Genomic DNA, 26,977 nt, shown 5'->3' with positions numbered 1-26,977 from the left:
TATATATGTCTTAGAGACCGTCGAGCATCGCCTTGTTGCGCACCGCGCCCTTGTCGGCACTGGTGGCGAGCAACGCGTAAGCTTTCAAGGCCGTGGTCACCTTGCGTGGACGCACTTCCACCGGCTTCCAGCCCTTCTTGTCCTGTTCGGCGCGACGTGCCGCCAGCACCTCATCACTGACCAACAGGTTGATCGAGCGATTCGGAATGTCGATCAGCACTTTGTCGCCGTCCTGGACCAGGCCAATCGCGCCACCCGCGGCCGCTTCCGGAGAAGCATGGCCGATGGACAGGCCCGAAGTGCCGCCGGAGAAACGCCCGTCGGTCAGCAGGGCGCAGGCTTTGCCCAGGCCCTTGGACTTCAGATAGGACGTCGGGTAGAGCATTTCCTGCATGCCCGGGCCGCCTTTCGGACCTTCGTAACGGATGATCACGATGTCGCCGGCCTGCACTTCGTCGGCGAGGATGCCGCGCACGGCGCTGTCCTGGCTTTCGAAGATCTTCGCGTTGCCTTCGAACACGTGGATCGACTCGTCGACACCGGCGGTTTTCACCACGCAGCCGTCCAGGGCGATATTGCCGTAGAGCACGGCCAGGCCGCCTTCTTTCGAATAGGCGTGCTCGACACTGCGGATGCAGCCGTTTTCACGGTCGTCGTCGAGGGTTTCCCAACGGGTCGACTGGCTGAACGCGGTCTGGGTCGGGATACCGGCGGGGCCGGCCTTGAAGAAGGTGTGTACCGCTTCATCGCTGGTCTGGGTGATGTCCCACTTGGCGATGCCCTCGGCTAGGGTCCTGCTGTGCACGGTCGGCAGGTCGGTGTGCAGCAGGCCGCCACGGGCCAGTTCGCCGAGGATGCTGAAGATGCCGCCGGCGCGGTGCACGTCTTCCATATGGTACTTCTGGATGTTCGGCGCGACCTTGCACAGTTGCGGCACGTGCCGGGACAGGCGGTCGATATCGCGCAGGTCGAAATCGATCTCGGCTTCCTGGGCGGCGGCCAGCAGATGCAGGATGGTGTTGGTGGAACCGCCCATGGCGATGTCCAGGGTCATGGCGTTTTCGAACGCCTTGATATTGGCGATATTGCGCGGCAGCACCGAGTCATCGTTGTCGCCATAGTAACGCTGGCACAGCTCGACGATGGTGCGGCCGGCCTGGAGGAACAGTTGCTCGCGGTCGGAGTGGGTCGCCAGGGCCGAACCGTTGCCCGGCAGGGCCAGGCCCAGGGCTTCGGTGAGGCAGTTCATCGAGTTGGCGGTGAACATGCCGGAGCACGAACCGCAGGTCGGGCAGGCGCTGCGCTCGTACTCGGCAACCTTCTCGTCAGAGGCGCTGGAGTCGGCGGCGATGACCATGGCGTCCACCAGGTCGAGACCGTGGGCGGCCAGTTTGGTCTTGCCGGCTTCCATCGGGCCGCCGGAAACGAAGATCACCGGGATGTTCAGGCGCAGGGCGGCCATCAGCATGCCGGGGGTGATCTTGTCGCAGTTGGAGATGCAGACGATGGCGTCGGCGCAGTGGGCGTTGACCATGTATTCGACGGAGTCGGCGATGATCTCGCGGCTCGGCAGCGAATAGAGCATGCCGTCATGGCCCATGGCGATGCCGTCATCCACGGCGATGGTGTTGAATTCCTTGGCCACGCCGCCGGCGCGTTCGATCTCGCGGGCGACCAGTTGGCCCATGTCCTTGAGGTGGACATGGCCGGGAACGAACTGGGTGAAGGAGTTGGCGACGGCGATGATCGGTTTCTTGAAGTCGGCGTCTTTCATCCCCGTGGCGCGCCACAGGGCGCGGGCACCGGCCATGTTGCGGCCGTGGGTGGATGTTTTCGAGCGGTAATCAGGCATGGAGCACTCCGGGCGGCTAATCAGGTACACAAAGGGAAGTGAGCTTCTATGGGCCTCTGGTGCACACCGAAAAATAGCCGGGTGCCCGAAAGCTGCCGTTGGCCTCGCGGGATCGCCGCGCGCCTGGGCCTGAGCTCATAAACCCGCCGGGGGATGACTGGCGATGAATAGCGCGATTCTACACCGCTGGCGGCGGGAAGGAATGGGGCGGGCGCTCAAGGGTGTGAAGCTTGGGTTCAGCCGGGCGCTCTGGATTCGAGGGGGCACTTGTGTTTCCGGGCTGCGTTTGGCGATTCAGCGATTGAGCCGGGCGCTGCTCAGCAGGCCGAAGACACTGAAAATAATGAAAACCGCCGCGATGGCCGACAGCAAGTCGACGCCTGCCTTGGCCACGACCGCAGTGGTCGCGGCGGCGGCGATGAACATCAGGCTGTTGCCCGTCGAGGCCGCCGTGCCGGCGTTGGCGGAGAACAGCAGCATCGCCGCCGAGATGGCCACAGGGCGGGTGACGGTAACGGCAATGGCACTGAGGCACATGGGCAGAAGCAGGGTCGCGGTCGAGACAATCTGCAGTTGCATGATCAGTAGCAGAAGCAGGCCGGAGCCGCCCAACAGGATCAGGCCCGTATTGATCTGCGCTCGAACACCCAGGCGTTTTTGCAGTGTGGAGGCGAGCAGGCCGCCGCACAGATAGGCCAGGCCATAGATAAACAGGACGAGGGTGTATTGGACTTCGGAGAGCTTCAGGTCATCCATGAAAATCAGCGGCGACACACTGATCAGCGCGAAGTAGGCGGAAAACACCAGTGCTGCTATCTGCCAGTAACGGCGGAAGTCGGCGTGGCTCAGGACGGTTTTTATGGACTGGCGTATCGATGGGTTTCCTCGGGACGGCTGTGCGGATCTTGCGGGGAGAACCCAGAGCGCATGCAGGAAAATACCCGCTGCGATAAAGGAAAAGGCGTAGAAGCTGCTTTTCCAGCCGAAGGACGTCTGTAGCCAGGAGCCCAGCAGGGGCGACAGGGCCACGAACAGGCCGCTGAAACTCATGTAGTAAATGCGGATGGGCGCGCGGTCCGCCGGGTTGAACAGGTCTTCGACCAGGGCCAGGCCCAGCACAAAAAAACCACAGCCCAGTGCCTGGACACCGCGAAAAAACAGAAAGGCCGTGTAGTCCTGGACCAGAGTGCAGCCCAGGGAGCCCAGGCAGGAAATCGCCAGGCAGCCCAGCAGGATTTCCTTGCGGCCGAATTTATCGGAGAGCGGCCCGGCGACAAACTGTGAGAAGGCGAACACCAGCGTAAACAGGCTGATCGCCAAGGCGATGCCGGTCGTCGAGGTATTGAATTGCTCGGCCAGGGCAGGAAAGGCCGGCAGCAGGACATTGAGCGGGAAAAAGCTGATCAGCGATATACAGCTGAGCAGCAGCAGGCAGGAGTATTTATAGCCGGCGGCGCCCAGGGCTGGGGAGGGCTCTTGCATCAGTGGCTTTCCGCGGCGAGTAGCTGTTTGAGTTCATCGCACAGAGCCTCTCCGTTGCTGTAACCGGCTCCGACAAAAAGCAGTGGTTGTTCACAAAGGTTATTCAACCCGAGGGCCTGTTCGATTTTTTCTTCGCTCAAGGCGGCCGTCACCCAGGTCTTCATGCCCAAGGCCGTGGCGGTCAGTTGCAGGGTTTGTGAAATATGCCCGGCTTCGAGCAGTGAAACCCGGTAACCCTGGGAGTGTGGATACTTCCACCACATCTTGTCGAAACGAGAAGTGATAAACAGGCCAAGAGGCAAGTTGTTGATGAAGTGTTGACCTTGTACGAACGTCGCCAACGGCGCGCTGATACGCTTTATCAAGGTCAGGGCATGTTTGTCGGGGTGATAATAATAAAAACCGGGGCCAAGCCCCTTTATATTGTAGGCATACAAGTAACCTTCGGTACTGTTCAGTCCCCCACCCGATGGGCTGCTGCGACGGGCTTTGAATGCTTGGGGTATTGAGGCGTGGCAGTCGCCTTCGCGCTCTTTCAAATAGCCCAGTGACAGATAGAGAAGATGGCTGAGCGTATGAAGCGAAACACTCTGTTTGAAAAAGTCACGGCAGGTTTTTCGTTCCAGCAATACGTTTTTGAAGTCGGTGGTTTTATCGACGCAAGGCGTCGGCAGATAAATCATGTCCTGGGGTAATGCACTGGCATATCGATGCGGTTCTGGCGCTGGACGGCCCATGACCTCCTGGCACTCGGACAGATAGTGCCTGGCCCATTCCTCGGCATTTTGCAGGCGGGCGCCTGGCAGCAGATCCTTGGTGCCGATATGGAAAATCCGCGACAGGTCATCCCAGCCCCAGTCGTTGGCGGCAAAGGGCGTTTCACTGAGAATGCCGGTGGCCAGGAGCGTCGAATCAATCGGGTGTGTCGGATCGAAGCGGACGGGAGCTTCGATAAGCTCGATCAGTCGGCTTGAATGATGTTTGTCTATTGAGTACTGCTCGTGTGACTGATAGTTCCAGATCACCAGGGCAGGCGGCTTTATTAAAACGAGCAGGCTCGGATTGATATACATGAAATAGACCCCCTTTATTTGAGGCTGGGCCGAAAACGGGCGTCGACCCAGCCTTTCTCAGGGTTTATTTTGAGGTTCCGAGCATCACGTGGAACCCAACGGAAGTTTGGTGCTCAAGATTGATTTTTTCCATGTTCATATTACCTGTCTGTTGTTGATGTTTATCACCTCGTTATTGAGGTGGCAGATTGATAATAGGCTGATGGAGCTGGTTGGCAATAGCGTTTGCGTAGGTCATGTCCGATGTGGTTGTCGGTCACTTCCAATAATTGGGGATGTGGGAATAGTCGGAGCTGTTATCCGATAGGGACTACAGGGTATCTTTGGAACTTCAAAGTGTCAGTCAGGACGCCCGCACCGCCTTGAGCCAAGGCGGTGCGGGTTATCACTTAGCTGTTAGGCAGCAAGCGGCAAGTAATGCTCTTGATATAACGGGTTTCCGGAATTGCCGGGTGTACCGGATGGTCCGGGCCCTGGCCGCCGCGTTCCAGCAGCTGGATATTGCGGTCCAGGTGACGGGCGCTGGTCAGCAGGATGTTCTGCAGGTCATCTTCCGGCAGATGCATCGAGCACGAGGCGCTGACCAGGATCCCGTCCTTGCTCAGCAGGCGCATGGCCTGCTCGTTCAGGCGGCGGTAAGCGCCTTCGCCGTTCTTCAGGTCTTTCTTGCGTTTGATGAAGGCGGGCGGGTCGGCCACGATCACGTCGAAACGCTCTTCGGAGGCCTTCAGTTCCTTCAGGGCTTCGAACACGTCACCTTCGATGCAGGTCATCTTCTCGGCAAAACCGTTCAACGCCGCGTTACGTTCCACGCCGTCCAGGGCAAAGGACGAGGCATCGACGCAGAACACTTCGCTGGCACCGAACGCCGCCGCCTGCACGCCCCAGCCGCCGATATAGCTGAACAGGTCCAGCACCCGCTTGCCCTTGGCATACGGCGCCAGGCGCGCACGGTTCATGCGGTGGTCGTAGAACCAGCCGGTCTTCTGGCCTTCCATCACCGGCGCTTCGAACTTCACGCCGTTCTCTTCCAGGGCGACCCACTCCGGCACCAGGCCGAACACGGTCTCGACATAACGCTCCAGGCCTTCGGCGTCACGGGCCGCGGAGTCGTTCTTGAACAGGATGCCGCTCGGTTTCAGGACCTGGACCAGCGCCGCGATCACTTCATCCTTGTGCTGCTCCATGGCCGCCGAAGCGAGCTGGACCACCAGGATATCGCCGAAACGATCCACCACCAGCCCCGGCAGCAGGTCGGAATCGCCGTAGACCAGGCGATAGAACGGCTTGTCGAACAGCCGATCGCGCAGGGACAGGGCCACGTTGAGACGGTGTACCAGCAGCGATTTGTCCAGCGGCAGCTTGATGTCGCGCGACAGCAGGCGCGCGCAGATCAGGTTGTTCGGGCTCATGGCGACGATGCCCAGCGGCTTGCCGCCGGCAGCTTCGAGCAGGGCCTGGTCGCCGGCCTTGAAGCCGTGAAGTGGAGTGGCCGCCACGTCGATTTCGTTGCTGTAGACCCACAGGTGACCGTTGCGCAGGCGTCGGTCGGCGTTGGCTTTAAGGCGTAGGCTAGGCAGGGACATGACGTCGCTCCGGGGAAAAAAGAGCGGGATTATAGCGGGAGTTGGGCGTCCCCGGCGTGCGATGTTTCATGTAAGCGATTGTACACTTGGCCCATGGCGTACAGGTTTTCCGCTAGAATCCCTCACTCGCCCGGAGTGTGTACCCATGTCCCAAGAACTTTCACCTGAACAGATCCAGCAGGCCCTGCAAGGCATTAGCGTGCCTCCCCAACCGCAAATCATGGTGGATTTGCAGATGGAGCAGTACATGCCTGACCCGGATCTGGAGGTGATCGCCCGGCTGATCAGCCAGGACCCGGGCCTCTCCGGCGCGCTGCTGAAAATCGTCAATTCGCCGTATTACGGCCTGTCGAACAAGATCGCCTCGATCCAGCGCGCGGTGAATCTGCTGGGCAGCCGCTCGATCATCAACCTGATCAACGCGCAATCGATCAAGGGTGAGATGGCTGATGAAACCATCGTCACCCTCAATCGTTTCTGGGACACCGCCCAGGACGTGGCCATGACCAGCCTGACCCTGGCCAAGCGTACCGGCGCCCAGGCGGTCGATGAGTCCTATGCCCTGGGGCTGTTCCACGATTGCGGCATTCCGCTGATGATCAAGCGTTTCCCCAACTATATGGCGGTGCTTGAGCGGGCTTATGCCAATGCCAGCCCGGAGCAGCGCGTGGTGGACACGGAAAACGCCGAGTTGAACACCAACCATGCGGTGGTCGGCTACTACACGGCCAAATCCTGGCGCCTGCCGGAGCATGTGACCAACGCCATCGCCAATCACCACAATGCCCTGGCGATCTTCAGCGACGAATCGACCCGCAACAGCCAGTTGAAGAACCTGCTGGCCATCCTGAAAATGGCCGAACATATCTGTGCGTCCCATCGGGTGCTGGGCAACGAAGCCGAAGACCACGAATGGAAGGCCATCGGCCATCTGGTGCTCGATTATGTCGGCCTGTCCGACTATGACTTCGAGAACCTCAGAGAGAACATCCGCGAACTCGGTACTCACTAAGCGTCCGAGCGTCGTCGCCGAGCCCGTTATTGCCTGACCTGGGGCCGCCATGCCTGAATTACCTGAAGTCGAAACCACCCGGCGCGGTATTGCGCCCCATCTGGAAGGCCAGCGGGTCAGCCGTGTGATCGTGCGCGACCGTCGGTTGCGCTGGCCGATCCCGGAAGACCTCGATGTGCGCCTGTCCGGGCAGCGCATCGTGCTGGTGGAGCGGCGGGCCAAATACCTGTTGATCAATGCCGAGGTCGGGACCCTGATCAGTCACCTGGGCATGTCGGGCAACCTGCGCCTGGTGGAAGCCGGCTTGCCGGCGGCCAAGCACGAGCATGTGGATATCGAGCTGGAATCCGGGTTGGCCTTGCGCTACACCGACCCACGGCGTTTCGGTGCGATGCTCTGGAGCCTGGACCCGCTCAATCACGAATTGCTCGCGCGCCTGGGGCCGGAGCCGCTGACCGAGCTGTTCGACGGCGAGCGGCTGTTCCAGCTGTCGCGCAAGCGTTCCATGGCGGTGAAGCCGTTCATCATGGATAACGCGGTGGTGGTGGGGGTCGGCAATATCTATGCGACCGAGGCGCTGTTCGCCGCCGGCATCGACCCGCGCCGCGAGGCCGGGAGTATTTCCCGAGGGCGCTACCTGGCGCTGGCGATCGAGATCAAACGCATCCTGGCAGCGGCCATCGAACGGGGCGGCACCACCTTGCGCGACTTTATCGGCGGCGACGGCCAACCCGGCTATTTCCAGCAGGAACTCTTCGTCTACGGGCGTGGTGGCGAGCATTGCAAGGTCTGTGGCACTGTCTTGCGTGAGATTCGTCTGGGGCAGCGAGCCAGCGTGTATTGTCCACGTTGCCAGAGCTGACCTGACAAGCGGGCGGACGCTGTTATAGTTAAGACTTTGCCATCCATTGCTTTGTTGAAGGATAGTGCCATGAATCCGTTTCGCACCCTGGCCCTGGTTGTGGCCCTGAGTTTTGGTCTGCAGGCGTTGCCGGTGCTGGCGGACGATGGCAGCAGCGGCGACCCGACCTACTCGATCCAGAACCCACCGGCCTACGCGATGATCGCCGACCTGATCATCGCCCGCCCGTTGCTGGTGGGCGCGACCCTGATCGGCACGGCGGTGTTCGTGGTGTCTTTGCCGTTTACCGCTTTCGGCGGCGTCGACGGCATGGGCAAGGCCGGCAAGTCACTGGTGCTCGCCCCCGGAAAAGCAGCCTTTGCCCGTTGCCTGGGGTGCACGGCGGAAGGGTTTGACGGCGACCAGTAAGCTGCTGGCGCCCGGTACAGCCTTTGCTGACTGCGGCGCCAGTGATGGCCCTTTCGCGGGCAAGCTCCGCTCCCACAATATCTGAGCCAAGACTAAATATTGTGTATGACACAAAACCTGTGGGAGCGGAGCTTGCCCGCGAAAAGGGCCTTGGATTCGCTACAATGCTCAAGCCTTACCGGTGATCTTCCGGTATTTGATCATCAGCTCATCTTCGGTTTCCGGATGGGCTTCATCCAGTGGGATGCAGTCCACCGGGCAGACCTGCTGGCATTGCGGCTCGTCGTAGTGGCCGACGCACTGGGTGCACAGGTTCGGGTCGATCACGTAGATCTCTTCGCCCTGGGAAATAGCGGCGTTCGGGCACTCGGGTTCGCAGACGTCGCAGTTGATGCAATCGTCGGTGATGATCAGGGACATGGGCACTCCGGCCCGGGCGGCAGGCCCGGGCAACATGAAAACTAATGCGCCAATTGTGCCGCATTGGCGCGCGCAGTGCACGCGCGCCCGTCGAGGCGGCCGCAATAGCCAGCCTCGACAGAGCCTGCGCCGGGCGTTATTTCTTGAAGCGCAGGGTCAGTGCGTCGGCCACCGCCGGGTGGACAAACTTGGTGATATCGCCGCCCAGGGCCGCGATTTCCCGGACCAGGGTCGACGAAATGAATGAATAACGCTCCGACGGCGTGAGGAACAGACTCTCGACGTCCGGAGCCAACTGACGGTTCATGTTTGCCAGCTGGAACTCGTATTCGAAGTCCGACACGGCGCGCAGGCCACGCAGGAAGACATTGGCGTTCTGTTCCTTGGCAAAATGCGCCAGCAGGGTGGAAAACCCCACCACTTCCACGTTGGGCAGGTGCTGGGTGACCTCGCGGGCCAACTCCACACGTTGCTCCAGGGGGAACAGCGGGTTTTTCTTCGGGCTGGCTGCCACGGCGATGATCACGTGGTCGAACAGGCGCGCGGCGCGCTCGACCAAGTCGCCATGACCCTTGGTAATCGGGTCGAAGGTACCTGGGTACAACACTCGGTTCATCGCGTCGTCCTGGCGGGTATCCGTTTAGGGGAGTCGGATGGTATCGCAGCCTTTCCGGTCGGCCAAGTCAGGATGCCGGGAAGAAAGCACTATAGACGCAGCGAATAGTCCTCTTTTTCACGGGTTTTTCAAGCGCTCCGCGAGGGCGGTCGCCAGCTTGGCTGTCAGACCATAAACCGAAAGCTGTGGGTTGGCGCCTATGCTGGTGGGGAACAACGAGCCGTCGTGGACCGACAGATTGCGCAGTTGATGGTGGCGTCCGAGGCTGTCGGTGACCGCGCTTTTCGCCTCTTCGCCCATGGCGCAACCGCCCATGACGTGGGCGCTGCCCAGGCGCGTGCGGTACAGCTCCAGGCTCAGTTCGTCGATCAGTTCGCGGGCCTTGGCCAGGGTGTTCACATAATCGGCATCGGCGTGCAGCGGCAGCACCGACTTGGCGCCCGCCGCGAACTGGATCTCGGCCATGCTGTGGTACGCCCGGCGCAGGCCGTCCCAGGCATAGGCGGATACTTGATAGTCGAGCACCGGCGTGCCGTCGCCGCGCAGCTCCACGCCGCCGCCGGGGCTGTCCGGGTGGAAACCGTCGCGCATCAGCGCCAGCATCATATGGGTGTGTGGCAGTTGTTCCATGCGCAGGGCGTTTTGCGTGCCGAAGCCGCCCAGCAGGGTACTGGCCAGGGCCGGTTGCAGGGGCGGGACTTCGAGTTTGTAGGACATCGGCCCGGTGACGCCGGCATTCCACTGGAAATGGTCGGAATAGATCGACTGTGGCGCGCCGTAAAACGGATTGATGACTTCGGAAAACTGCCCAGCGGAGAAATTCACCAGGTGCAGGAAGGTCCGTTTGCCCAGTTGGCCGCTGGGATCCGGTGCCTTGGAGCGCAACAGCAGTCCCGGGCTGTTGATGCCGCCGCCCGCCAGTACGTAATGCCGGGCCTTGACCTGGATTGTCCGGCCATTGGGGGCCACGCAACGTTCGTCCATCGCCACGCAGAGCAGGCCGGTGACCTGGTCGCCTTCGATCTGCAAGCGTTCGGCCCGGGCCAGATAGAGCAGCTCGCCGCCTTTCTCCAGGGTTGCCGGGATGGTGGTGACCAGCATCGACTGCTTGGCGTTGGTCGGGCAGCCCATGCCGCAGTAACCCAGGTTCCAGCAGCCGCGCACGTTGCGCGGGATGACTTTCCAACTGTAGCCGAGGGCTTCGCAGCCGTTGCGGATCACGTCGTTGTTGGCGTTGGGCGGCATGACCCAGGGGGCGACACCCAGGCGCTGTTCCATTTTCTCGAACCAGGGCGCCATCTCGGCGCTGCCATGGCCCTTGACATTGTGCTCTTTGGCCCAGTGTTCGAGGGTCTGGTCCGGCGTGCGGAAGCTCGAGGTCCAGTTGATCAGTGTGGTACCGCCGACGGCGCGGCCCTGGAGGATGGTAATGGCGCCATCCTTGCTCATGCGGCCGATGCCTTCCTGGTAGAGGCTGGTGTAGGCCTGGTCTTCGAGCATCTTGAAGTCGCTGCTGGTTTTCAGCGGGCCTTCTTCGATCAGCAGGACCTTGTAGCCGGCGGCGCTGAGGATTTCGGCGGTAGTGCCGCCGCCCGCGCCGCTGCCGATAATGGCGACATCGGCCTCCAGCGTCAGGTCCTGCTCCAGGCGAGCGCCGTTGTGGGTTTTCCAGCCTCGGGCCAGGCCTTCGCGAAACAGATCGGGTACGGGCATGTGCAGCCTCTTTTATTGTTGTTTTGTCAGAAACCGGGCATCTACAAGGATCAGACTTTCGGTGGGCCTGGATAACCGCAGTGCGCCCAGGCTTCGGCGCGGTTGTACCAGGCCATCATCACCAGTTGCAGCAGTGACGCGTGGCCCATGCGCAGCAGGCTCAGGTAGCTGTTTTCCCAGCGCTCGAGAAAGCCGTGGATCTGCGCATTGCTGGCATTTTCCCAACTGCCCCAGATGCCGGTCAGCGGTCCACGGGTGATGCCCATGCCGAGAACGTCGAACAGTTGCCGGGTCAGCTTGAGCATTTCCGGCGACAGGTGGTCGAGGCTGTAGTCCAGGCTCGCCAGGGTCTGGTCGATGGCGGCGGGCATTTTCTCGGCCGCGACGGTGCCTTCGAGCATCACCGGGATCAACGCCTGCAAAAACGGCAGGTCATTGGCCTGCAGCACGGTAAAACCGCTGGCCGGATGGCCGGCCGAGCAGCCGCTGAGGCTGGCGACCAGCCCGGCGCTGCTGAGGAAGGCGCCGGCGCAGAGGCCGAGTTTCAGCACGCCGCGACGGCTCAGTTCGGGGGATTCAGACAGGCTTGGCATTCTTGTTATTCACCTGGGCAGTGGAACATCAACGAACGAAGAGTTTCTGGATCAGTTTCTGGATCGATTTGCCGTAGGGCGGATAGATCAGCCGCGCCGCGTTGAAGCGCTGCTTGGTCAGCACGCCCTTGGCCTTGCTGAAGGTCAGGAAACCTTCGTGGCCATGGTAATGGCCCATGCCCGAGGGGCCGATGCCGCCGAAGGGCAGGTCTTCCTGGGGCACATGGAGCAGGGTGTCGTTCAGGCAGACGCCGCCGGAATGGGTTTCATCGAGCACCCGTTGCTGTTCGGCCTTGTTGTAGCCGAAGTAGTAGAGCGCCAGGGGGCGAGGCCGGTTATTGATGTAGGCAAAGGCCTGATCCAGGCCCTTGTACGGCACGATGGGCAGCAACGGGCCGAAGATCTCGTCCTGCATCAGGGTCATCTCATCGCTGACGTTCAGCAGCAGGCTGTGGCCCATGCGCCGACCCTGGCCCTGGTCGAACAGCGGAATCAGCAGCGCGCCCTTGCTGGTGGCATCGCTCAGATAACCGTTGAGCCGTGTCAGTTGGCGGTCGTTGATGATGCTGGTGTAGTCCGGGTTGTCGACCAGGGTCGGATAAAAGCCGCGCACTGCCTGTCGGTAGGCTTCGACGAAGGACCCGACCCGATCTTCCGGCACCAGCACGTAGTCCGGCGCCACGCAGGTCTGGCCGGCATTGAGGGTCTTGCCGAAGGCGATGCGTTCGGCGGCGTCCTTGAGGGGCACGTCCTGGGAGACGATGGCCGGCGACTTGCCGCCCAGTTCCAGGGTCACCGGGGTCAGGTTTTCCGCCGCCGCGCGCATCACGTGTCGGCCGATGCTGGTGGCACCGGTGAACAGCAGGTGATCGAACGGCAGCTTGGAAAAGGCCATGCCGATCTCGGCTTCGCCGAGTACCACGCACACCTGATCCTCGGGGAACACCCGGCCCAGCAGTTCCTTGAGCAACAGGCCGGTGGCCGGGGTCGACTCGCTGAGCTTGAGCATCACCCGGTTACCCGCCGCCAACGCGCCCACCAGTGGGCCGACGCTGAGGAACAGCGGGTAGTTCCAGGGCACGATCACGCCGACCACTCCCAATGGCTGATAGACGACTTTGGCCGAGGCCGGCTGGAAGGCCAGCCCGACCCGACGGCGCGACGGTTTCATCCAGCCCTTGAGGTGGCGGCGGGCATGCTGGATGCCGTGCAGGCTGGGCATGAGTTCGCCGAGCAGGGTTTCATCGGCGCTGCGGTTGCCGAAGTCCTGGCTGATGGCGTCGATCAGCGCCTGGCGTTCGTCGCTGAGCAGTTGGCGCAGGCTGTCGAGCCATTGCCGGCGTTGCTCGGCGGGAGGCATGGGGTGCGCGGCGTAAGCCTGGCGCTGCGCTTGAAACTGGCGCTGGAGTTGGTCCAGTTGCTGCTGCGACTCCTGTAGGTAGGCGATTTCGGCAGACATGGCGCGCTCCGGTGTGTGATTTTATTTTTAAACAAATGTTTAGAGCTAATGCTCCAGAAAGTCAACAGGGAGTGCCTGTGCGTTCTGATAGCGGCTGAGAATCATGGCGATTTATCCGCGGCCGGATAGGCCGTAAGATGGCCGATACCGTCTTCTGGAAGTAAAGCTGAAGTCATGGCCCCTCGAATAAAAACCAGCGAGCGTATCGTCCAGAACAGCCTGGATCTGTTCAATCTGCAGGGCGAGCGCAGTGTCAGCACCAACCATATCGCGGCGCACATGGATATTTCGCCGGGCAACCTCTACTACCACTTCCCCAACAAGCAGGCGATCATCGCCGTGCTGTTTGCCGAGTACGAAGCCCTGGTCGACAGCTTTCTGCGCCCGCCCCAGGGCCGCGCGGCGACCATCGACGACAAGCGTTTCTACCTCAAGGCCTTGCTCGCGGCGATGTGGCGTTATCGCTTCCTGCACCGTGATCTTGAACATCTGCTGGAAAGCGATGCCGAACTGGCCGCCCGTTACCGACGTTTTTCCCAGCGCTGCCTGATCCAGGGCCAGGCGATCTACGCGGGTTTTGTCGCGGCCGGGATCCTGGGGATGGATGCCGTGCAGATCGAGGCACTGACCCTCAATGCCTGGATTATCCTGACCTCCTGGGTGCGTTTCCTGAGCACTACCCGCGAGAATGCCCACCACCTGAGCGAAGAGTCGATCAAACGTGGGGTCTATCAGGTGCTGGTGCTGGAGTCGGGGTTTGTCACCGTGCAGTCGCGGGCGGCGGTGGACAAGTTGCTCAGTGAGTTTTATGTGCCGTTGGCCCAGGCCCTGGATGAGGGAAGCTAGGTTATGGTGTTGTAGGAGCAAGCTTGCTCGCGATGGCCGTCAACGATGACGCGGGCGTCCTGGCACCCCGCGGCGCCTGGACCACCATCGCGAGCAAGCTCGCTCCTACAATTGTTTTGTATTCACTTCACTTAGGAGGCGTTCGCCATGTCCCTTGCGCAACTGATCAGTCCCCGGCAACTGGCCGAACGCCAGGCCCGGCCCGGGTTGGTGATCCTGGATTGCCGTTTTGCCCTTGAAGACCCGGATTACGGGCAGCGCAGTTATGCCCAGGGGCATATCGAAGGCGCACACCACGCCGATCTGGAGCGGGACCTGAGTGGCCCGGTGATCAAGGGGCTGACCGGGCGTCATCCGCTCCCTGACCCGGCGACTCTGGTCGAGCGCCTGCGAGCCTGGGGTATCAGCGCCGACAGCGAGGTCGTGCTCTATGACGATGGCCCGGGCATGTACGCCGCCCGGGCCTGGTGGCTGCTGGCCTGGCTGGGCAAGCGCGACGGCGTGTTCCTGCTCGATGGCGGGTTGAAAGCCTGGCATGCGGCCGGTCAACCACTGAGCCTGAATCCACCCACCGCCGGTCGTGGAACCTTCGAGGGGACGCCGGACGCGGCGCTGCAGATCAGCGTCGAAGACTTGCAGCAGCGCCTCGGGCAGCCGTCGATGACCCTGCTGGACGCCCGTGCCCTGCCGCGTTTCCGTGGTGAAGTGGAGCCGATCGATCCGGTGGCCGGCCATATTCCCGGCGCACAGTGTGCGGCGTTCAACGAGAACCTGGACGCGGATGGGCGTTTTCTGCCTGCGGAACAGCTCAAGCAGCGTTTCGCCGCCAAGCTGGGGGATCGCTCGCCACGGGAACTGGTGGCGTATTGCGGCTCCGGGGTGACGGCGTGTCATAACCTGTTTGCCCTGTGCCTGGCGGGTTATCCGTTGGGAACCTTGTATGCCGGTTCGTGGAGCGAGTGGATTACCGATCCGCAGCGAGCGGTGGCGACGGGCGACTGATTATCCCGGCGGCCGAGATTTATCTACCTACAGGCCGGACTCCGTAACCGGCTTAATCCCCATGAGCGTGGAGCGATGCACGCTGTAGAAACCTCTTTGATAGAACGGATACAGGAGATTTTTATGGGACAGGCCGTGTTGAATAATCAACTCGATCCGAGGTCGGTAGAGGAAATGGACGAATCGGCAGGGGCGCGAACCCCTGCCGAGCCACGATACAGCGGGCAGATGGAACCTCTCGCCAAACACTTTGAAACCCTGGCGAACAATACCCATCACAAGATGCTCGCGCTGGGTCGTAGTCTGTTGTTGGACAAAAGTGTCGAGACCTACAAGGCGTTCGAGGCGCGGGCGCTCGAACTGCATCAGGCCTCCCTGCAGCTTATTCAGGATGCGCTGCACCCCACCTCGAATATTTCGACTCAGGCGGCGTTTATCTTCCGTCAGTTTGATTCCGGTGCACTCGATCAAGTGGCCGATGAACCATTGGCGCGGTTTTCAGGGAGCATTGACCATCTGGTTGGCCTGGTCGCGGGCAGCACCTCCTTGAATATCCGTGAGCTCGGCCTGCGTCTGGCGCGCGATGGAGAGATGAGCGATTTCGAAGGCTTTCTACAGGTTGCCGAGAAAGAGGTTGTCGAGTCATTGGTCTCATTCGCGGGTGAGGACGGGCCGCTGGTTGATGTGTTGGATCGGATCTATGCCAGAGACATAGATCTGGACCTGGACCTGGACGTAGGTGTCGCTTTGGACATGCAGACATGGGCATTGCGAGGCCCTGAGTTCAAAGAGTTGGCAGACAGCCCCAAGGAAACCGGATTGACCGAAAAGCTCGATCCGAGAGCGGAATGGGCCCGGGTTGAGGATGAGGACTACGAGGTATTGGTAGCAGACCCGGGGGCCGATAACTCATCCTTGCAAGACCGTGAGATTGAAATGCTGGAGGACTGGCTGGTGGATGCGGAACTCGAAGCCGAAGTTTTTGCCTGGGTCGAGGATCAGCCAGATGGCTATTCGGATGGGCAAGTGCTGGTGCCACTAGTGAATGATATCGCCACGCCGCTTGGCGCTGTCAGCTACCACGAATATGCCTGATCGATAGAAAGGCATCGCGCATTCCGTTCAATATTGCCTATCGGCCAGCCATTGCGGAATGCGCCGCTCCAGATAGTAAGTTGGCTTGCCCAGCGAGCCGTCGACAAACCCCACATGCCCGCCCTTGGCCTGCAATTCGAACTGGATGCCCGGCGCCAACTCGTCAGGCTCCGGCAGGCTGTGGGGAAACACGAAGGGATCGTCCTTGGCCTGGATAATCAGCGTCGGGGTGCGAATCGCTCCAAGGAAATAGCGGCTGGAGGCGCGGCGATAATAATCCTGGGCATCGGCAAAACCGTGCAATGGCGCGGTGACCCGTCCGTCGAAATCCCAGAAGGTACGCATCCCCGTCAGCGGTCCCAGGTCGTTCAGGGTCGTCAGGCCCTCGATCCGCCCGTCATGCTGGAACTGGCGCTGCTTGTTCTTGATATAGGCCACCATCTCGCGCATGAAATGCGCCTGGTAGATCCGCGAAAGGCCCAGGCCGATGCGGTCGGCGCACTGGTCCAGGCGAAACGGCACCGACACCGCCACGGCGCCTTGCAGGCCACTGTCCTGGCCACTTTCCCCCAGATGCTTGAGCAGCACGTTGCCGCCCAGGGAGTAGCCGACGGCATAGAGCGGCGCCAGCGGGCGTTGGGCCTTGAGGTGGGCGATCGTGGCTGCCAGGTCTTCGCTGGCCCCGGAGTGATAGCTGCGCGCCAGTAGATTGGGCTCTCCCGAACAGCCCCGCCAGTTCAGCGCCACGCTGGCCCAGCCCTGGTTGCCCAGCGCCTGTTGCAGGCCGGCGACATAAGGCGAGTTCGACGAACCGGTGAGCCCGTGGAGGATCAGCACCAACGGCGTCTCGGCGGCATGCGGGCCGTGCCAGTCGAGGTCGAGGAAGTCGCCATCGTCAAGCCACAGGCGCTCACGCCGACGGTCAAGGTGGACGGTCTTGCGCCAGAGCGGCCCCCACAAGGTCTGCAGGTGTGGGTTGCCCAGGCCTGTGGCGGGGGTGAAACCCGGTAAATGAGTGGGCTGGGAAAATGGCGGCAACGCAGCAAGTCTCGAAGTGGGAATGGACAGGTCGGGTGCTGCCATTGGCAAGTCGCCATGGCGGCCACGCTTGTGCGTGCGATGCATCTAAATTGCCACAGTCCTGTCCATTGCCGCAGCTTTTTATCCGGGCGGCAGGGCGCGAGGCTGGCAACTGGGTCCCCGCACCTGGAGATCGGGCAACGCTTGCTGGGTGACGCTCGGGCCGGTACTGGTCACCACCCAGCTCTCGGCATCAAAGTGCTTGTTCAAGGCCGTCCTGATCATTTCGCGGGTCAGTTGCTGGGCCTGTTCGGCGTAGTCCGTCAGGCTCAGTGGCAGGTCGTGACGCGCGATCACCAGCAGCGCCTGGAGGATATCCGCATTGCTGGCGCCATTCAGGGCCATGTCACCGCGCAGGCTCAGCTTGATGTTCTGCAGTTCCTGCTCGGTCGGGCCGTCTTTCAGGAGTTGTTCGAACATCCGCTTGACCCGCCGGATAACGGCTTCGCGGTATTCGGGAGGGGTCGAGAGGTTGATATGGAACGGGCCCCGGGCTTGCCAGTTCTTGAGTTGGGCCTCTGCCGAATAGGTGACGCCGTGCTGTTCGCGCAGGACTTTCATCAGGCGGCTGTCGAAGCCGCCGCCAAAAATCAGGCTGGCCACGTAGAGGGCGACGTAATCGGGATGATTCCGGGGCGGAGCGATCTGGGCGAAATCCAGATGAATCAGGGTGGTCGGCTGTTCGATATGGAAGGTACCGACGACACTGTCTTCAGGCCGGGCGCTGGCGGTGGGTGGCAATGCCGGACCTTTGGGCAAAGCGTCGGAAATCTTCACGCTGATGCTCTGTGCCTGCTCCAATGAGAGATCACCGACCAGCAGGATAATGGCGTTGCCCGCGCTGTAAGCCTTGCTGTGAAAGCTGCGCAACTGCTCGGCAGTGATTTCCCCGATACTTTCCCGAGTGCCATAGAGAGGCTGGGCATACGGGTGCCGTGGGTAGAGCGGCGGTGCAAAGCGATGACTGATCCAGGTGTCGATGGCGACATCTTCGCGCATTTGCCGGTCGATGATCTCGCTCTTGACCCGGCGGATGGCGTCGCGGGTGAAGCTGGGTTTGCTCAACACTTCGCTCAACAACTGCAGGGCCGGTGTGCGGACAGCTTCGTCGCTGAGACTGCGCAGGGTGAAAAAGCCATGGTCTCGGTCAATGCCATTGCCCAGCTTCACCCCCAGGCTGTCGAACGCGGTCAGGATGGTGTCGACATCCTTGCCCTCCGACCCTTCGTTGAGCAGGCTCAGGGCCATGGCCGCCAAGCCGGGTTGCTCGCCGTCATAACGGCTGCCGGCGGCAAAGCTCACGGCCACATCGAGCAAGGGCAGGCCATGGGTTTCAACGAAGAGCACCTTGGTCCCGCTGAGGGTTTTCCAGCCGCGAACAAGGCGGGTGGTGGGGGTGGGGGCCAGGTACTGGACCGCGCTCAGCGATTGCAGGGGATTGACGGTCGACAGCTCGCCGCCGGAGGATGCCCTCGGCCCGGGGGTGGCAAGGGTGCAGATGAATGTCAGCAGAATGCTCGATAACACCAGGTTAGTCTTATTCATGGTGGGTTTTCCCTGGGCTGGCCAGGGCAACGCTGAGTCGCTCGTGGGTGAAGTAGGTTTGCGCGGCGCGTTGAATATCCAGGGGCGTGACGGCTTTCAGTTGTTCTTCTTCCAGTTCCTCCAGGGGCCACGACAGGCCGACGCTTTCCAGGCCGCCGAGTTTCTGCGCCTGGTTTTCCAGGGAGTCGAGGGCAAAGACGCGTTTCGCCATTATCCGGGTGCGCGCGCGCTCCAGCTCCTGGGCGCTGACAGGTGAGCGTTTGAGCTCGTCGAGCAGTTGCCACAGACGTGTCTGAAGGTCGTCCAGGCTGGGATTTTTCAGAGTGTCCAGGTCGACGACGATCTTCAACAAGGCGTCTCCCCGGTTGAAGGCCTCATAGCGCGAGTGAGCCCGGGTGACCAGCTCTTCATGGAACTTCAACTCCCTGAAAAGCCGCGAGCCGGAGCCGACGCCAAGCAGTTCGTTGAGCAGGCGCAAGGTGTGCGCGGTATGCGGATCGGCGGCGGTGACCAGGCTGGGCACGTTGAACGCCATGATCAGGCTGGGAAACTCATTACGGGTCTGGAGCATGATCCGTCGCTCGCCCGGCTCGTTCAGCTCCAGCGGGGGCTTGGTCTCTGGCAGCGTTCGGCCGGGCAGGTCGGCGAAGTAGCGCCGGGCCAGGGTTTCGACCTCCCCGGGGGTGATATCGCCGACCACCACCAGGGTGGCGTTGTTCGGCGCGTACCAGGTGGCGTACCAGCGTTGCAGTTGTTGGACGTTCATGCGTTGCAGGTCGTGTAGCCAGCCGATGGTCGAGGTGCGATAGCCGCTGGTGGTAAAGGCGATGCTGCGCATCTTCTCGTCGAGCAGTGTCCCTGGGGTGTCATCGACGTTCTGCAGCCGCTCGTTTTTGATCACCTCGATTTCACGCCGGAAGGCGGCTGGCGAAAGTCGGGCGGTGCTCATCTGGTCGGCCATGATTTCCAGCGCGACGCCCAGGGCATGGCGTGGCATCAGGTATTCGTAGGTGGTGCTGTCATGGTTGGTGAAGGCGTTGATCCGCGCGCCCAGGCGTTCCATGACCTCGAACGCCTGGCCGGGGCAGACTTTGCTGCTGCCCTGGAACAACAGGTGTTCCAGGGCATGGGAAAGCCCTGATTCACCCGGTGGTTCGTGACTGGAGCCGACTTTGTACCAGAGCTGGGCCGCCACGACGGGGGCTCGATGATCTTCGCGCACGATGATTTTCAAACCGTTGTCGAGCATCAGCTCGTGGGTGCTGGGCAAGGGGGTGGCGAGAGCGATGACCGGCAGGAAAAGCAGGCCGAGTGCACATCGTGGGTAGGGGCATTTCATCCTTCAGGGGCCTTTTGAGTTGCAAAGGAACACCTTGATCCGGATGACGGAGGGGCTGGCGGTAGCGGGATAGTGACGGCGGCCCGAGGCTTGGCTCGAACCGCCGCTCAGGTTATTGGCTGGCTACGCTGCGCTGCCACAGCGCGTAGTGGACACGCCCGGACTTCTGCTCGCGGTGCAGGCGCCAGTTGCCCGGCAGGCCGAGGCCCGAGGGGGCGTTTTCGCTTTCGGTGTAGACCCACGCGTCGTCGGCCAGCCACTGGCGTTCTTCCAGCAGGGCGCAGATGCCGGGCAGCAGGTTCTGGTTGAACGGCGGGTCGAGGAACACCAGGTCGAAGGCCGTGGCCGCCTGGGTTTCCAGGTAGCGCATGGCGTCGGCGGTCTGCACCTGGCCGACGCTGCAACGCAGGGTGCCCAGGTGCTCGCGCAGGTTGGCCACCGCCAGGTTGCTGGCGTCCAGTGCCTGGCCCATGGCCGCGCCACGGGACAGGGCCTCGAGGAACAGGGCGCCGCTACCGGCGAACGGGTCGAGCACCTTGGCCCCGGCGACATAGGGCGCCAGCCAGTTGAACAGGGTTTCGCGCACCCGGTCCGGGGTCGGCCGCAGTCCCGGGACATCCGGGAAGCTCAGGCGTCGGCTGCGCCATTCGCCACCGATGATACGCAGTTGATTCACACCGTTATGGGGGTGAGCGGGTTTCTTGCTGGGACGCGATGGGCTGGCCATTAATGCTCCGGAACCCCGAGCGGCTGCTCGGCGGGTTTGTCAGTCGGTGGCGGCAGGGGCTTTTGCGGCACGGTGGGCCCTGCGGTGACGACGATCATCTTGTCGACACTCAGGTGTTTGTTCATGGCGGACTTGATCTGCTCGACGGTCAGCGCCTGGGTTTGTTGCACGAAGTTTTCCAGGTAATCGAGTGGCAGGTCATAGAAACCCATCAGGCCCAGTTGGCCGACGATGCTGCTGTTGCTCGCATTGGAAAGCGGAAAGCTGCCGGCCATTTCGCGCTTGGCGTCGTCGACTTCCTTCTGGGTCGGGCCGTTTTTCAGGTAGTCGGCGATCACGTCGTCCACCAGCTTGAGCGTGCCTTCGCTCATTTCGGCGCGGGTCTGCAGGTTGATCTGGAACGGGCCACGGGCCTGCATCGGCGAGAAACCCGAATAGACACCATAGGTCAGGCCGCGTTTTTCCCTCACTTCACTCATCAGGCGGGTACCGAAACCGCCGCCGCCGAGGATCTGGTTGCCCAGGGACAGGGCCGCGTAGTCCGGGTCGGTGCGGTCGATGCCCTGTTGGGCCATCAGGATGGTGGTCTGCTTGGACGGGAACTCGATATGCCCGACGCTGGCTTTCGGTTCGGCCGGCTGGGCGATCTTCGGCAAGGCCGGGCCCTTGGGCAGGGCGGCGGAGACCTGGCTGGCGATGCCTTCGGCTTCGCTGCGCGAGAGGTCGCCGACCAGCGCGATCACCACGTTGCCGGCCGCGTAGGCCTTGGCATGGAAGGCGCGCAACTGTTCCAGGGTGATCGGCGGGATGCTCTGGGCCGTGCCTTCGCTGGGATGCGCGTAGGGATGATCGCCATACAGGCGCTTGGACAAGTCCAGGCTCGCCAGCTTGCCGGGATTCTGCTTCTGGTATTCGAAGCCGGCCAGCAGCTGGTTCTTGATCCGCGCCAGGGAGTCGGCGGGGAAGGTCGGCTTGCCCACCACTTCGGCGAACAGCTTCAGTGCCGGCTCGCGTTTGTCCGGGGCGCTGAGGCTACGCAGCGAAGCAATCGCCATGTCCTTGTAGGAACCGTTGCCGAAGTCAGCCCCGAGGCCTTCGAAACCCTGGGCGATGGCACCGACGTTCTTGCCGGCCACGCCTTCGTTGAGCATGGCGTTGGTCAGCGCGGCGAGGCCGGCCGCGTTGCCGTCCTGGCTGCTGCCGGCGGCGAAGGTCAGGTTCAGGTTGAACATCGGCAGTTCATGGGCTTCGACGAACAGCACCTTGGCGCCTTCGGCGGTTTTCCAGGTCTGTACGTTCAGGCTGCGGTGCGCCGGCGCCTTGCCGTCCAGCTCCGCCAGCGATTGCAGCTTGTGGCCGGACTTGGCCGCGTCCAGGGCCTGGCTGGCCTGGGTATTACGCGCATCGAACAGATAAAAGCCGATACCGCCCGCCGCGACGGCGAGGGTCAGGGCGAGCAGGGCGAAACGTGGCCCCTTGGACTGACTCATTGGGCGCTCTCCTCGGGCAATACATGGGCGACGCTGAGGCGCTCGCGGGTGAAATAGGTACGGGCGGCTTTCTGCAGATCCTGCGGCGTGACGCTTTGCAGGTCGGACAATTCGCTGTCCATCATTTTCCAGGACAGGCCGACGGTTTCCAGGATGCCGATGGCGCTGGCCTGGCTGGTGATGGAGTCACGTTCGTAGACCAGGCCGGCGATCACCTGGGCACGTACGCGTTCCAGCTCTTCGGCGCTCGGTGCCTGGGTTTTTAGTTGGTCGAGCAGGCGCCAGAGGCCGGCCTCGGTGTCGGCCAGGGTTTTTTTCTTCTGGCTGTTGGGGGTGGCCGAAAGCAGGAACAGGGTGTCGCCACGGGTGTAGGCGTCGTAGCTCGACGAGCCGCCGGAGATCAGCTCCTCGCCACGCTCCAGTTGCGACGGCAGGCGCGCACTGTAGCCGCCGTCGAGCAGGGCGGCGATCAGGCGCAGGGCGGTGACCGAACGCTTGTCTTCGGCGGTGGCGAAGCTCGGCACGTTGAAGGCGAGCATCAGGCTCGGCAACTGGGTCTTCACATGCAGGGTGATCAGGCGTTCGCCGGGCTCGTCGAGTTCCCGTGGGATCTTCGCCGGCGGTGTGTCACGCCGGGGGATGGCGCCGAAATAGCGTTGGGCCAGGGTTTTGACTTCATCCGGGGTGACGTCGCCGACCACCACCAGGGTGGCGTTGTTCGGCACATACCAGGACTGGTACCAGTGGCGCAGTTCTTCGACCTTCATACGATCGAGGTCGGCCATCCAGCCGATGGTCGGCGTGTGGTAGCCGCTGGCCGGGTAGGCCATCGCCTTGAAGCGCTCGAAGGCCTTGCCCATGGGCTTGTCGTCGGTGCGCAGGCGGCGCTCTTCCTTGATGACTTCGATTTCCCGGCTGAACTCGTCGGCCGGCAGGCGCAGGCTGGCCATGCGGTCGGCTTCCAGCTCCAGGGCCACGCCCAGGCGGTCGCGGGCCAGGACCTGGTAATAGGCGGTGTAGTCGTCGCTGGTGAACGCGTTTTCTTCCGCGCCGAGGTCCCGCAGGATCAGCGAGGCTTCGCCCGGTCCGACCTTGGAGCTGCCCTTGAACATCATGTGTTCCAGGGCGTGGGACAGGCCGGTCTGGCCCGGGGTTTCGTAGCTCGAGCCGACCTTGTACCAGATCTGCGAGACCACCACGGGCGCGCGGTGATCCTCGCGCACGACGACCTTCAAACCGTTGTCGAGGGTGAATTCGTGGGTCGGTTGCGGGTCGGCGGCCAAGGCGGCCAGGGGTAGGCAAAGCGTGCTGAGCAACAGGCCAGCGGCACGGCGGGCTAGAGCATTCATTCGTTTTCAAACCTGTAGTACGGCCCGCGTGATCTTAGCGTCGGCGGGCGAGGAGGTGCTAGGATACTGCGTTGCGCGCGAACAATCTGGTCAAAAGGCAGTCTGTTGCGCATCAGAATATTATTTGCCGAAGCGCCACCTTGGCGCGTCGCTACCGTGAGATAGCCGTCCTCCATGTTTGGTTCCAACGACGACAAGAAGACCCCAGCCCCGGCTGGCGAGAAAAAAAGCCTGTTCGGCTGGCTGCGTAAAAAACCGCAGGAAGCCGTCGTCGAACAGCCACAACCGACTCCTGAGGTCACCCCCGCGCCAGTGAGCGAGGCGTTGCCGGTGGCCGCCGAGCCGTTGCCGATCAGCGTGCCGGTGGTTGAAGCGCCTGCTGCCGCGCCGGCTGCCCCGGTGCATGAGCCCTGGCTGAGCCTGCCCGTGGCCGAGGAGCCGGTGGCCCTGGTCGAGGATGTTCAGGCGCCGCATATCACCCCGCCGATTCCGCTGACGGCGGTTGCGTCTGTCGCTGAAGTGGCCGCACCTGAACCGTTCATCGCCGAACCGGTGCCAGCGCCGGTCATTGCGCCGATTGTCGAAGCTCCAGCTCCAGCTCCAGCTCCAGCTCCAGTCTCTGCACCTGCACCTGCACCTGCACCTGCACCAGTCCCGGCACCCGCGCCGGTCGTGGCCCCTGTGGTTGCTCCGGCTCCGGCTCCGGTTGCGGTGGCTGAACCGGTGACTGCCGAACCGGCCAAGCCCGTTTCCGAAGAGACCAAGGTCGGCTTCTTCACCCGCCTCAAGCAGGGCCTGTCCAAGACCAGCGCCAGTATTGGCGAAGGCATGGCCAGCCTGTTCCTGGGCAAGAAGGCCATCGACGACGAGCTGCTCGAAGAGCTGGAAACCCGTCTGCTGACCGCCGACGTGGGCGTCGAAGCCACTTCGGTGATCATCCAGAGCCTGACCCAGAAGGTCGCCCGCAAGCAGTTGACCGACAGCGACGCGCTCTACGCCTCGTTGCAGGCCGAGCTGACCGCGATGCTCAAGCCGGTCGAACAGCCGCTGAAGATCGTTTCACAGCACAAACCTTTCGTGATCCTGGTGGTGGGCGTCAACGGCGCCGGCAAGACCACCACCATCGGCAAACTGGCGAAGAAGCTGCAGCTCGACGGCAAGAAAGTCATGCTGGCGGCGGGCGATACCTTTCGCGCGGCGGCGGTGGAGCAACTGCAGGTGTGGGGTGAGCGCAACCAGATTCCGGTTATCGCCCAGCACACCGGTGCCGATTCGGCTTCGGTAATCTTCGATGCGGTACAGGCGGCCAAGGCCCGCGGTATCGACGTGCTGATCGCCGACACCGCCGGTCGCCTGCACACCAAAGACAACCTGATGGAAGAACTGAAGAAGGTTCGCCGGGTCATCGCCAAGCTTGACGTCGAAGCGCCCCACGAAGTGCTGCTGGTGCTCGACGCCGGTACTGGGCAGAACGCTATCAACCAGGCCAAACAATTCAACCAGACGGTCCAGCTGACCGGCCTGGCATTGACTAAGCTCGATGGGACCGCCAAGGGCGGGGTGATCTTTGCCCTGGCCAAGCAGTTTGGCCTGCCGATTCGTTACATCGGCGTCGGCGAAGGGATCGACGATCTGCGCACCTTCGAAGCCGAGCCCTTTGTCCAGGCCCTTTTCGCTGAGCGGGAGCATTCATGATTCGTTTCGAACAGGTCGGTAAACGCTATCCGAACGGTCATGTCGGCTTGCATGAACTGAGCTTTCGGGTGCGTCGTGGTGAATTCCTGTTCGTGACCGGGCACTCCGGCGCGGGCAAAAGTACCTTGTTGCGCCTGCTGCTGGCGATGGAGCGTCCGACCACCGGCAAACTGCTGCTGGCCGGGCAGGACCTGGGTCAGATCAGCAACGCGCAGATTCCGTTCCTGCGCCGGCAGATCGGCGTGGTGTTCCAGAACCACCAGTTGCTGTTCGATCGCACCGTGTTCAACAACGTCGCCTTGCCGTTGCAGATCCTCGGCCTGTCCAAGGCCGAGATCGTCAAGCGGGTGGATTCGGCCCTGGAGCGCGTGGCGCTCTCGGACAAGACCGACCTCTACCCCGGCGATCTTTCCACCGGCCAGCAACAGCGCGTCGGTATTGCCCGTGCCATCGTCCATCGCCCGGCCTTGCTGCTGGCGGACGAACCCACCGGTAACCTCGACCCGCGCCTGGCGGCGGAAATCATGGGCGTGTTCGAAGACATCAACCGCCTGGGCACCAGCGTGCTGATCGCCAGCCACGACCTGGCCCTGATCGCCCGCATGCGCCACCGCATGCTGACCCTGCAACGCGGCCGATTGATCGGCGACGGGGAGGCCGGCGAATGAGTGCGACTCGCAGCCCCAAGGTAGCCGAACGCGTGGCCCCGAAAGCCAGCGACCCGCAGCCGCCGAAGAAAAAACGCAACGAAGACGACGGTCCGGACTTCGGCACCCTGCTCAGCGCCTGGATCGAAAGCCATCGCGCCAGCCTGGTGGACAGCCTGCGCCGCCTGGGCAAGCAGCCGATCGGCAGCTTCTTTACCTGCCTGGTGATGGCCGTGGCCCTGAGCCTGCCCATGGGCTTGTCGCTGCTGCTGAACAATGTCGAGCGCCTGGGTGGCTCATGGCAGCGCGCGGCGCAGATCTCCCTGTACCTGCAACTGGATGCCAGCCCGACCGAAGGCGCGCACCTCAGCGAACAGATCAAGGCCATGCCCGGCGTCGCGGATGCCGAGTACATCAGCAAGGAAAAGGCCCTGGACGAGTTCCAGCAGCAGTCGGGCCTGGGCGAAGCCCTCAAGGAATTGCCGCAGAACCCCCTGCCGGGGGTGGTGCTGGTGACGCCGAACGAAGTCGACAAGGCGACATTGGAAGCCCTGCGCCAGCGCCTGGCCGAGTTGCCCAAGGTGCAACAGGCGCAACTGGACCTGGTCTGGGTCGAGCGTCTGGCGGCTATTCTCAAGCTGGGCGACCGGTTTGTCTTCGGCCTGACGGTGCTGCTGGTGTCTGCATTACTTTTGGTGATAGGCAATACCATTCGTCTTCATATTGAAAACCGCCGCACCGAGATCGAAGTGATTAAACTGGTCGGCGGCACTGATAGCTATGTGCGTAGGCCTTTTCTCTATATGGGTGCGCTTTATGGCTTTGGTGCCGGGTTTTTGTCCTGGGGCGTGTTGGCTTACGGCCTGAACTGGCTGAATGACGCGGTGGTCGGGCTGGCCGGTCTCTACGGCAGCGATTTCGCCCTGGCCGGCGTGCCGGTTGCCGATGGTCTGTCATTGTTGCTTGGGGCGGTGCTCTTGGGGTATATCGGTGCTTGGATTGCGGTCGCACGGCATTTACGTGAGCTGGCACCGAAGTAGTTAATGTCAGATTAATGTGGTTTCGTTTGTATTGACCGTATTGGTG

Annotated in this window: 24 protein-coding genes; 9 read left to right on the top strand and 15 right to left on the bottom strand. The window is 62.2% G+C overall.

Annotation, left to right across the window (positions count from 1 at the left end; genetic code table 11):
* Positions 1–10: 10 nt before the first annotated feature.
* From ilvD to M5B42_RS18895, 4 genes are all read right to left on the bottom strand, one after another.
* Complete coding sequence (gene ilvD / locus M5B42_RS18910; protein WP_152736793.1) at positions 11–1,852, bottom strand: dihydroxy-acid dehydratase; 1,842 nt, start codon at positions 1,850–1,852, stop codon at positions 11–13.
* 294 nt (positions 1,853–2,146) lie between these two features.
* Positions 2,147–3,334, bottom strand: coding sequence for an MFS transporter (locus tag M5B42_RS18905; protein ID WP_103494468.1), 1,188 nt, complete (start codon positions 3,332–3,334; stop codon positions 2,147–2,149).
* Entirely contained in the window at positions 3,334–4,407 is a 1,074-nt protein-coding gene (locus M5B42_RS18900; protein ID WP_248746706.1) for a SagB family peptide dehydrogenase, read from the bottom strand. Before M5B42_RS18900 ends, M5B42_RS18905 begins: the two co-directional genes overlap by 1 nt.
* Before the next feature lie 389 nt (positions 4,408–4,796).
* Positions 4,797–5,993: a class I SAM-dependent rRNA methyltransferase gene (locus M5B42_RS18895; protein WP_152736799.1), complete on the bottom strand. Its 1,197-nt coding sequence runs from the start codon at positions 5,991–5,993 to the stop codon at positions 4,797–4,799.
* A 199-nt stretch (positions 5,994–6,192) separates the two neighbouring features.
* Between M5B42_RS18895 and M5B42_RS18890 the strand changes: the two genes are divergently transcribed.
* From M5B42_RS18890 to M5B42_RS18880, 3 genes are all read left to right on the top strand, one after another.
* A complete protein-coding gene (locus tag M5B42_RS18890) occupies positions 6,193–7,005 on the top strand; it encodes an HDOD domain-containing protein (RefSeq protein WP_178129715.1) in 813 nt (270 codons plus the stop codon).
* A gap of 49 nt (positions 7,006–7,054) precedes the next feature.
* Entirely contained in the window at positions 7,055–7,867 is an 813-nt protein-coding gene (gene mutM / locus M5B42_RS18885; protein WP_100944583.1) for a bifunctional DNA-formamidopyrimidine glycosylase/DNA-(apurinic or apyrimidinic site) lyase, read from the top strand.
* Positions 7,868–7,936: 69 nt separating this feature from the next.
* Complete coding sequence (locus M5B42_RS18880; RefSeq protein WP_248746705.1) at positions 7,937–8,275, top strand: multidrug transporter; 339 nt, start codon at positions 7,937–7,939, stop codon at positions 8,273–8,275.
* A gap of 168 nt (positions 8,276–8,443) precedes the next feature.
* On the opposite strand, the gene M5B42_RS18875 is transcribed toward M5B42_RS18880, so the two are convergent.
* From M5B42_RS18875 to M5B42_RS18855, 5 genes are all read right to left on the bottom strand, one after another.
* Positions 8,444–8,695 carry a YfhL family 4Fe-4S dicluster ferredoxin gene (locus M5B42_RS18875; RefSeq protein ID WP_103494464.1) on the bottom strand — a complete coding sequence of 84 codons (252 nt, stop codon included), beginning with the start codon at positions 8,693–8,695 and terminating at the stop codon, positions 8,444–8,446.
* 136 nt (positions 8,696–8,831) lie between these two features.
* Positions 8,832–9,311 (bottom strand): pantetheine-phosphate adenylyltransferase, encoded by a 480-nt coding sequence (gene coaD, locus M5B42_RS18870; RefSeq protein WP_100944586.1) that lies wholly within the window; start codon positions 9,309–9,311, stop codon positions 8,832–8,834.
* 117 nt (positions 9,312–9,428) lie between these two features.
* Entirely contained in the window at positions 9,429–11,024 is a 1,596-nt protein-coding gene (locus tag M5B42_RS18865; protein WP_248746704.1) for a GMC family oxidoreductase, read from the bottom strand.
* A gap of 50 nt (positions 11,025–11,074) precedes the next feature.
* A complete protein-coding gene (locus tag M5B42_RS18860) occupies positions 11,075–11,617 on the bottom strand; it encodes a twin-arginine translocation pathway signal protein (RefSeq protein ID WP_248746703.1) in 543 nt (180 codons plus the stop codon).
* A 28-nt stretch (positions 11,618–11,645) separates the two neighbouring features.
* Positions 11,646–13,076: a coniferyl aldehyde dehydrogenase gene (locus M5B42_RS18855; protein WP_248746702.1), complete on the bottom strand. Its 1,431-nt coding sequence runs from the start codon at positions 13,074–13,076 to the stop codon at positions 11,646–11,648.
* Between the two features lie 174 nt (positions 13,077–13,250).
* Between M5B42_RS18855 and M5B42_RS18850 the strand changes: the two genes are divergently transcribed.
* The 3 genes from M5B42_RS18850 to M5B42_RS18840 all read left to right on the top strand — a co-directional run bounded on the left by M5B42_RS18850 (position 13,251) and on the right by M5B42_RS18840 (position 16,019).
* Positions 13,251–13,922 (top strand): TetR/AcrR family transcriptional regulator, encoded by a 672-nt coding sequence (locus M5B42_RS18850; protein WP_103494460.1) that lies wholly within the window; start codon positions 13,251–13,253, stop codon positions 13,920–13,922.
* Between the two features lie 147 nt (positions 13,923–14,069).
* Positions 14,070–14,924 carry a sulfurtransferase gene (locus tag M5B42_RS18845; protein WP_248746701.1) on the top strand — a complete coding sequence of 285 codons (855 nt, stop codon included), beginning with the start codon at positions 14,070–14,072 and terminating at the stop codon, positions 14,922–14,924.
* Positions 14,925–14,999: 75 nt separating this feature from the next.
* On the top strand, positions 15,000–16,019 hold the full coding sequence (locus M5B42_RS18840) for a hypothetical protein (RefSeq protein ID WP_248746700.1): 1,020 nt from the start codon (positions 15,000–15,002) through the stop codon (positions 16,017–16,019).
* A 27-nt stretch (positions 16,020–16,046) separates the two neighbouring features.
* On the opposite strand, the gene M5B42_RS18835 is transcribed toward M5B42_RS18840, so the two are convergent.
* From M5B42_RS18835 to M5B42_RS18810, 6 genes are all read right to left on the bottom strand, one after another.
* Positions 16,047–17,102, bottom strand: coding sequence for a hydrolase (locus M5B42_RS18835; RefSeq protein ID WP_248746699.1), 1,056 nt, complete (start codon positions 17,100–17,102; stop codon positions 16,047–16,049).
* A 78-nt stretch (positions 17,103–17,180) separates the two neighbouring features.
* A complete protein-coding gene (locus M5B42_RS18830; RefSeq protein ID WP_248746698.1) occupies positions 17,181–18,644 on the bottom strand; it encodes a pitrilysin family protein in 1,464 nt (487 codons plus the stop codon).
* Positions 18,637–19,983: a pitrilysin family protein gene (locus M5B42_RS18825; protein ID WP_248746697.1), complete on the bottom strand. Its 1,347-nt coding sequence runs from the start codon at positions 19,981–19,983 to the stop codon at positions 18,637–18,639. Before M5B42_RS18825 ends, M5B42_RS18830 begins: the two co-directional genes overlap by 8 nt.
* A 112-nt stretch (positions 19,984–20,095) precedes the next feature.
* Positions 20,096–20,710, bottom strand: coding sequence for a 16S rRNA (guanine(966)-N(2))-methyltransferase RsmD (gene rsmD, locus M5B42_RS18820; RefSeq protein WP_248746696.1), 615 nt, complete (start codon positions 20,708–20,710; stop codon positions 20,096–20,098).
* Positions 20,710–22,200, bottom strand: a complete 1,491-nt coding sequence (locus M5B42_RS18815) for a pitrilysin family protein (protein WP_248746695.1) — start codon at positions 22,198–22,200, stop codon at positions 20,710–20,712. Before M5B42_RS18815 ends, rsmD begins: the two co-directional genes overlap by 1 nt.
* Positions 22,197–23,549, bottom strand: a complete 1,353-nt coding sequence (locus M5B42_RS18810) for a pitrilysin family protein (RefSeq protein ID WP_248746694.1) — start codon at positions 23,547–23,549, stop codon at positions 22,197–22,199. The genes M5B42_RS18815 and M5B42_RS18810 overlap by 4 nt, the downstream gene beginning before the upstream one ends.
* Before the next feature lie 174 nt (positions 23,550–23,723).
* Here M5B42_RS18810 and ftsY point away from each other — a divergent pair, with 174 nt between their 5' ends.
* From ftsY to ftsX, 3 genes are read left to right on the top strand one after another with little or no spacing between them, the layout of a single operon-like run.
* Positions 23,724–25,244 (top strand): signal recognition particle-docking protein FtsY, encoded by a 1,521-nt coding sequence (ftsY, locus tag M5B42_RS18805; RefSeq protein ID WP_248746693.1) that lies wholly within the window; start codon positions 23,724–23,726, stop codon positions 25,242–25,244.
* Positions 25,241–25,912 (top strand): cell division ATP-binding protein FtsE, encoded by a 672-nt coding sequence (gene ftsE / locus M5B42_RS18800; RefSeq protein WP_100944599.1) that lies wholly within the window; start codon positions 25,241–25,243, stop codon positions 25,910–25,912. Before ftsY ends, ftsE begins: the two co-directional genes overlap by 4 nt.
* Positions 25,909–26,931: a permease-like cell division protein FtsX gene (gene ftsX, locus M5B42_RS18795; RefSeq protein WP_248746692.1), complete on the top strand. Its 1,023-nt coding sequence runs from the start codon at positions 25,909–25,911 to the stop codon at positions 26,929–26,931. Before ftsE ends, ftsX begins: the two co-directional genes overlap by 4 nt.
* The last annotated feature ends 46 nt before the right edge of the window (positions 26,932–26,977 follow it).

The sequence above is a fragment of the Pseudomonas sp. MWU12-2037 genome (assembly GCF_023242345.1).
Classification (GTDB): Bacteria; Pseudomonadota; Gammaproteobacteria; order Pseudomonadales; family Pseudomonadaceae; genus Aquipseudomonas; species Aquipseudomonas gingeri_D.
The sequence above is the reverse complement of the archived record's forward strand: the minus strand, read 5'-3'. Positions and strand labels throughout refer to the sequence as shown.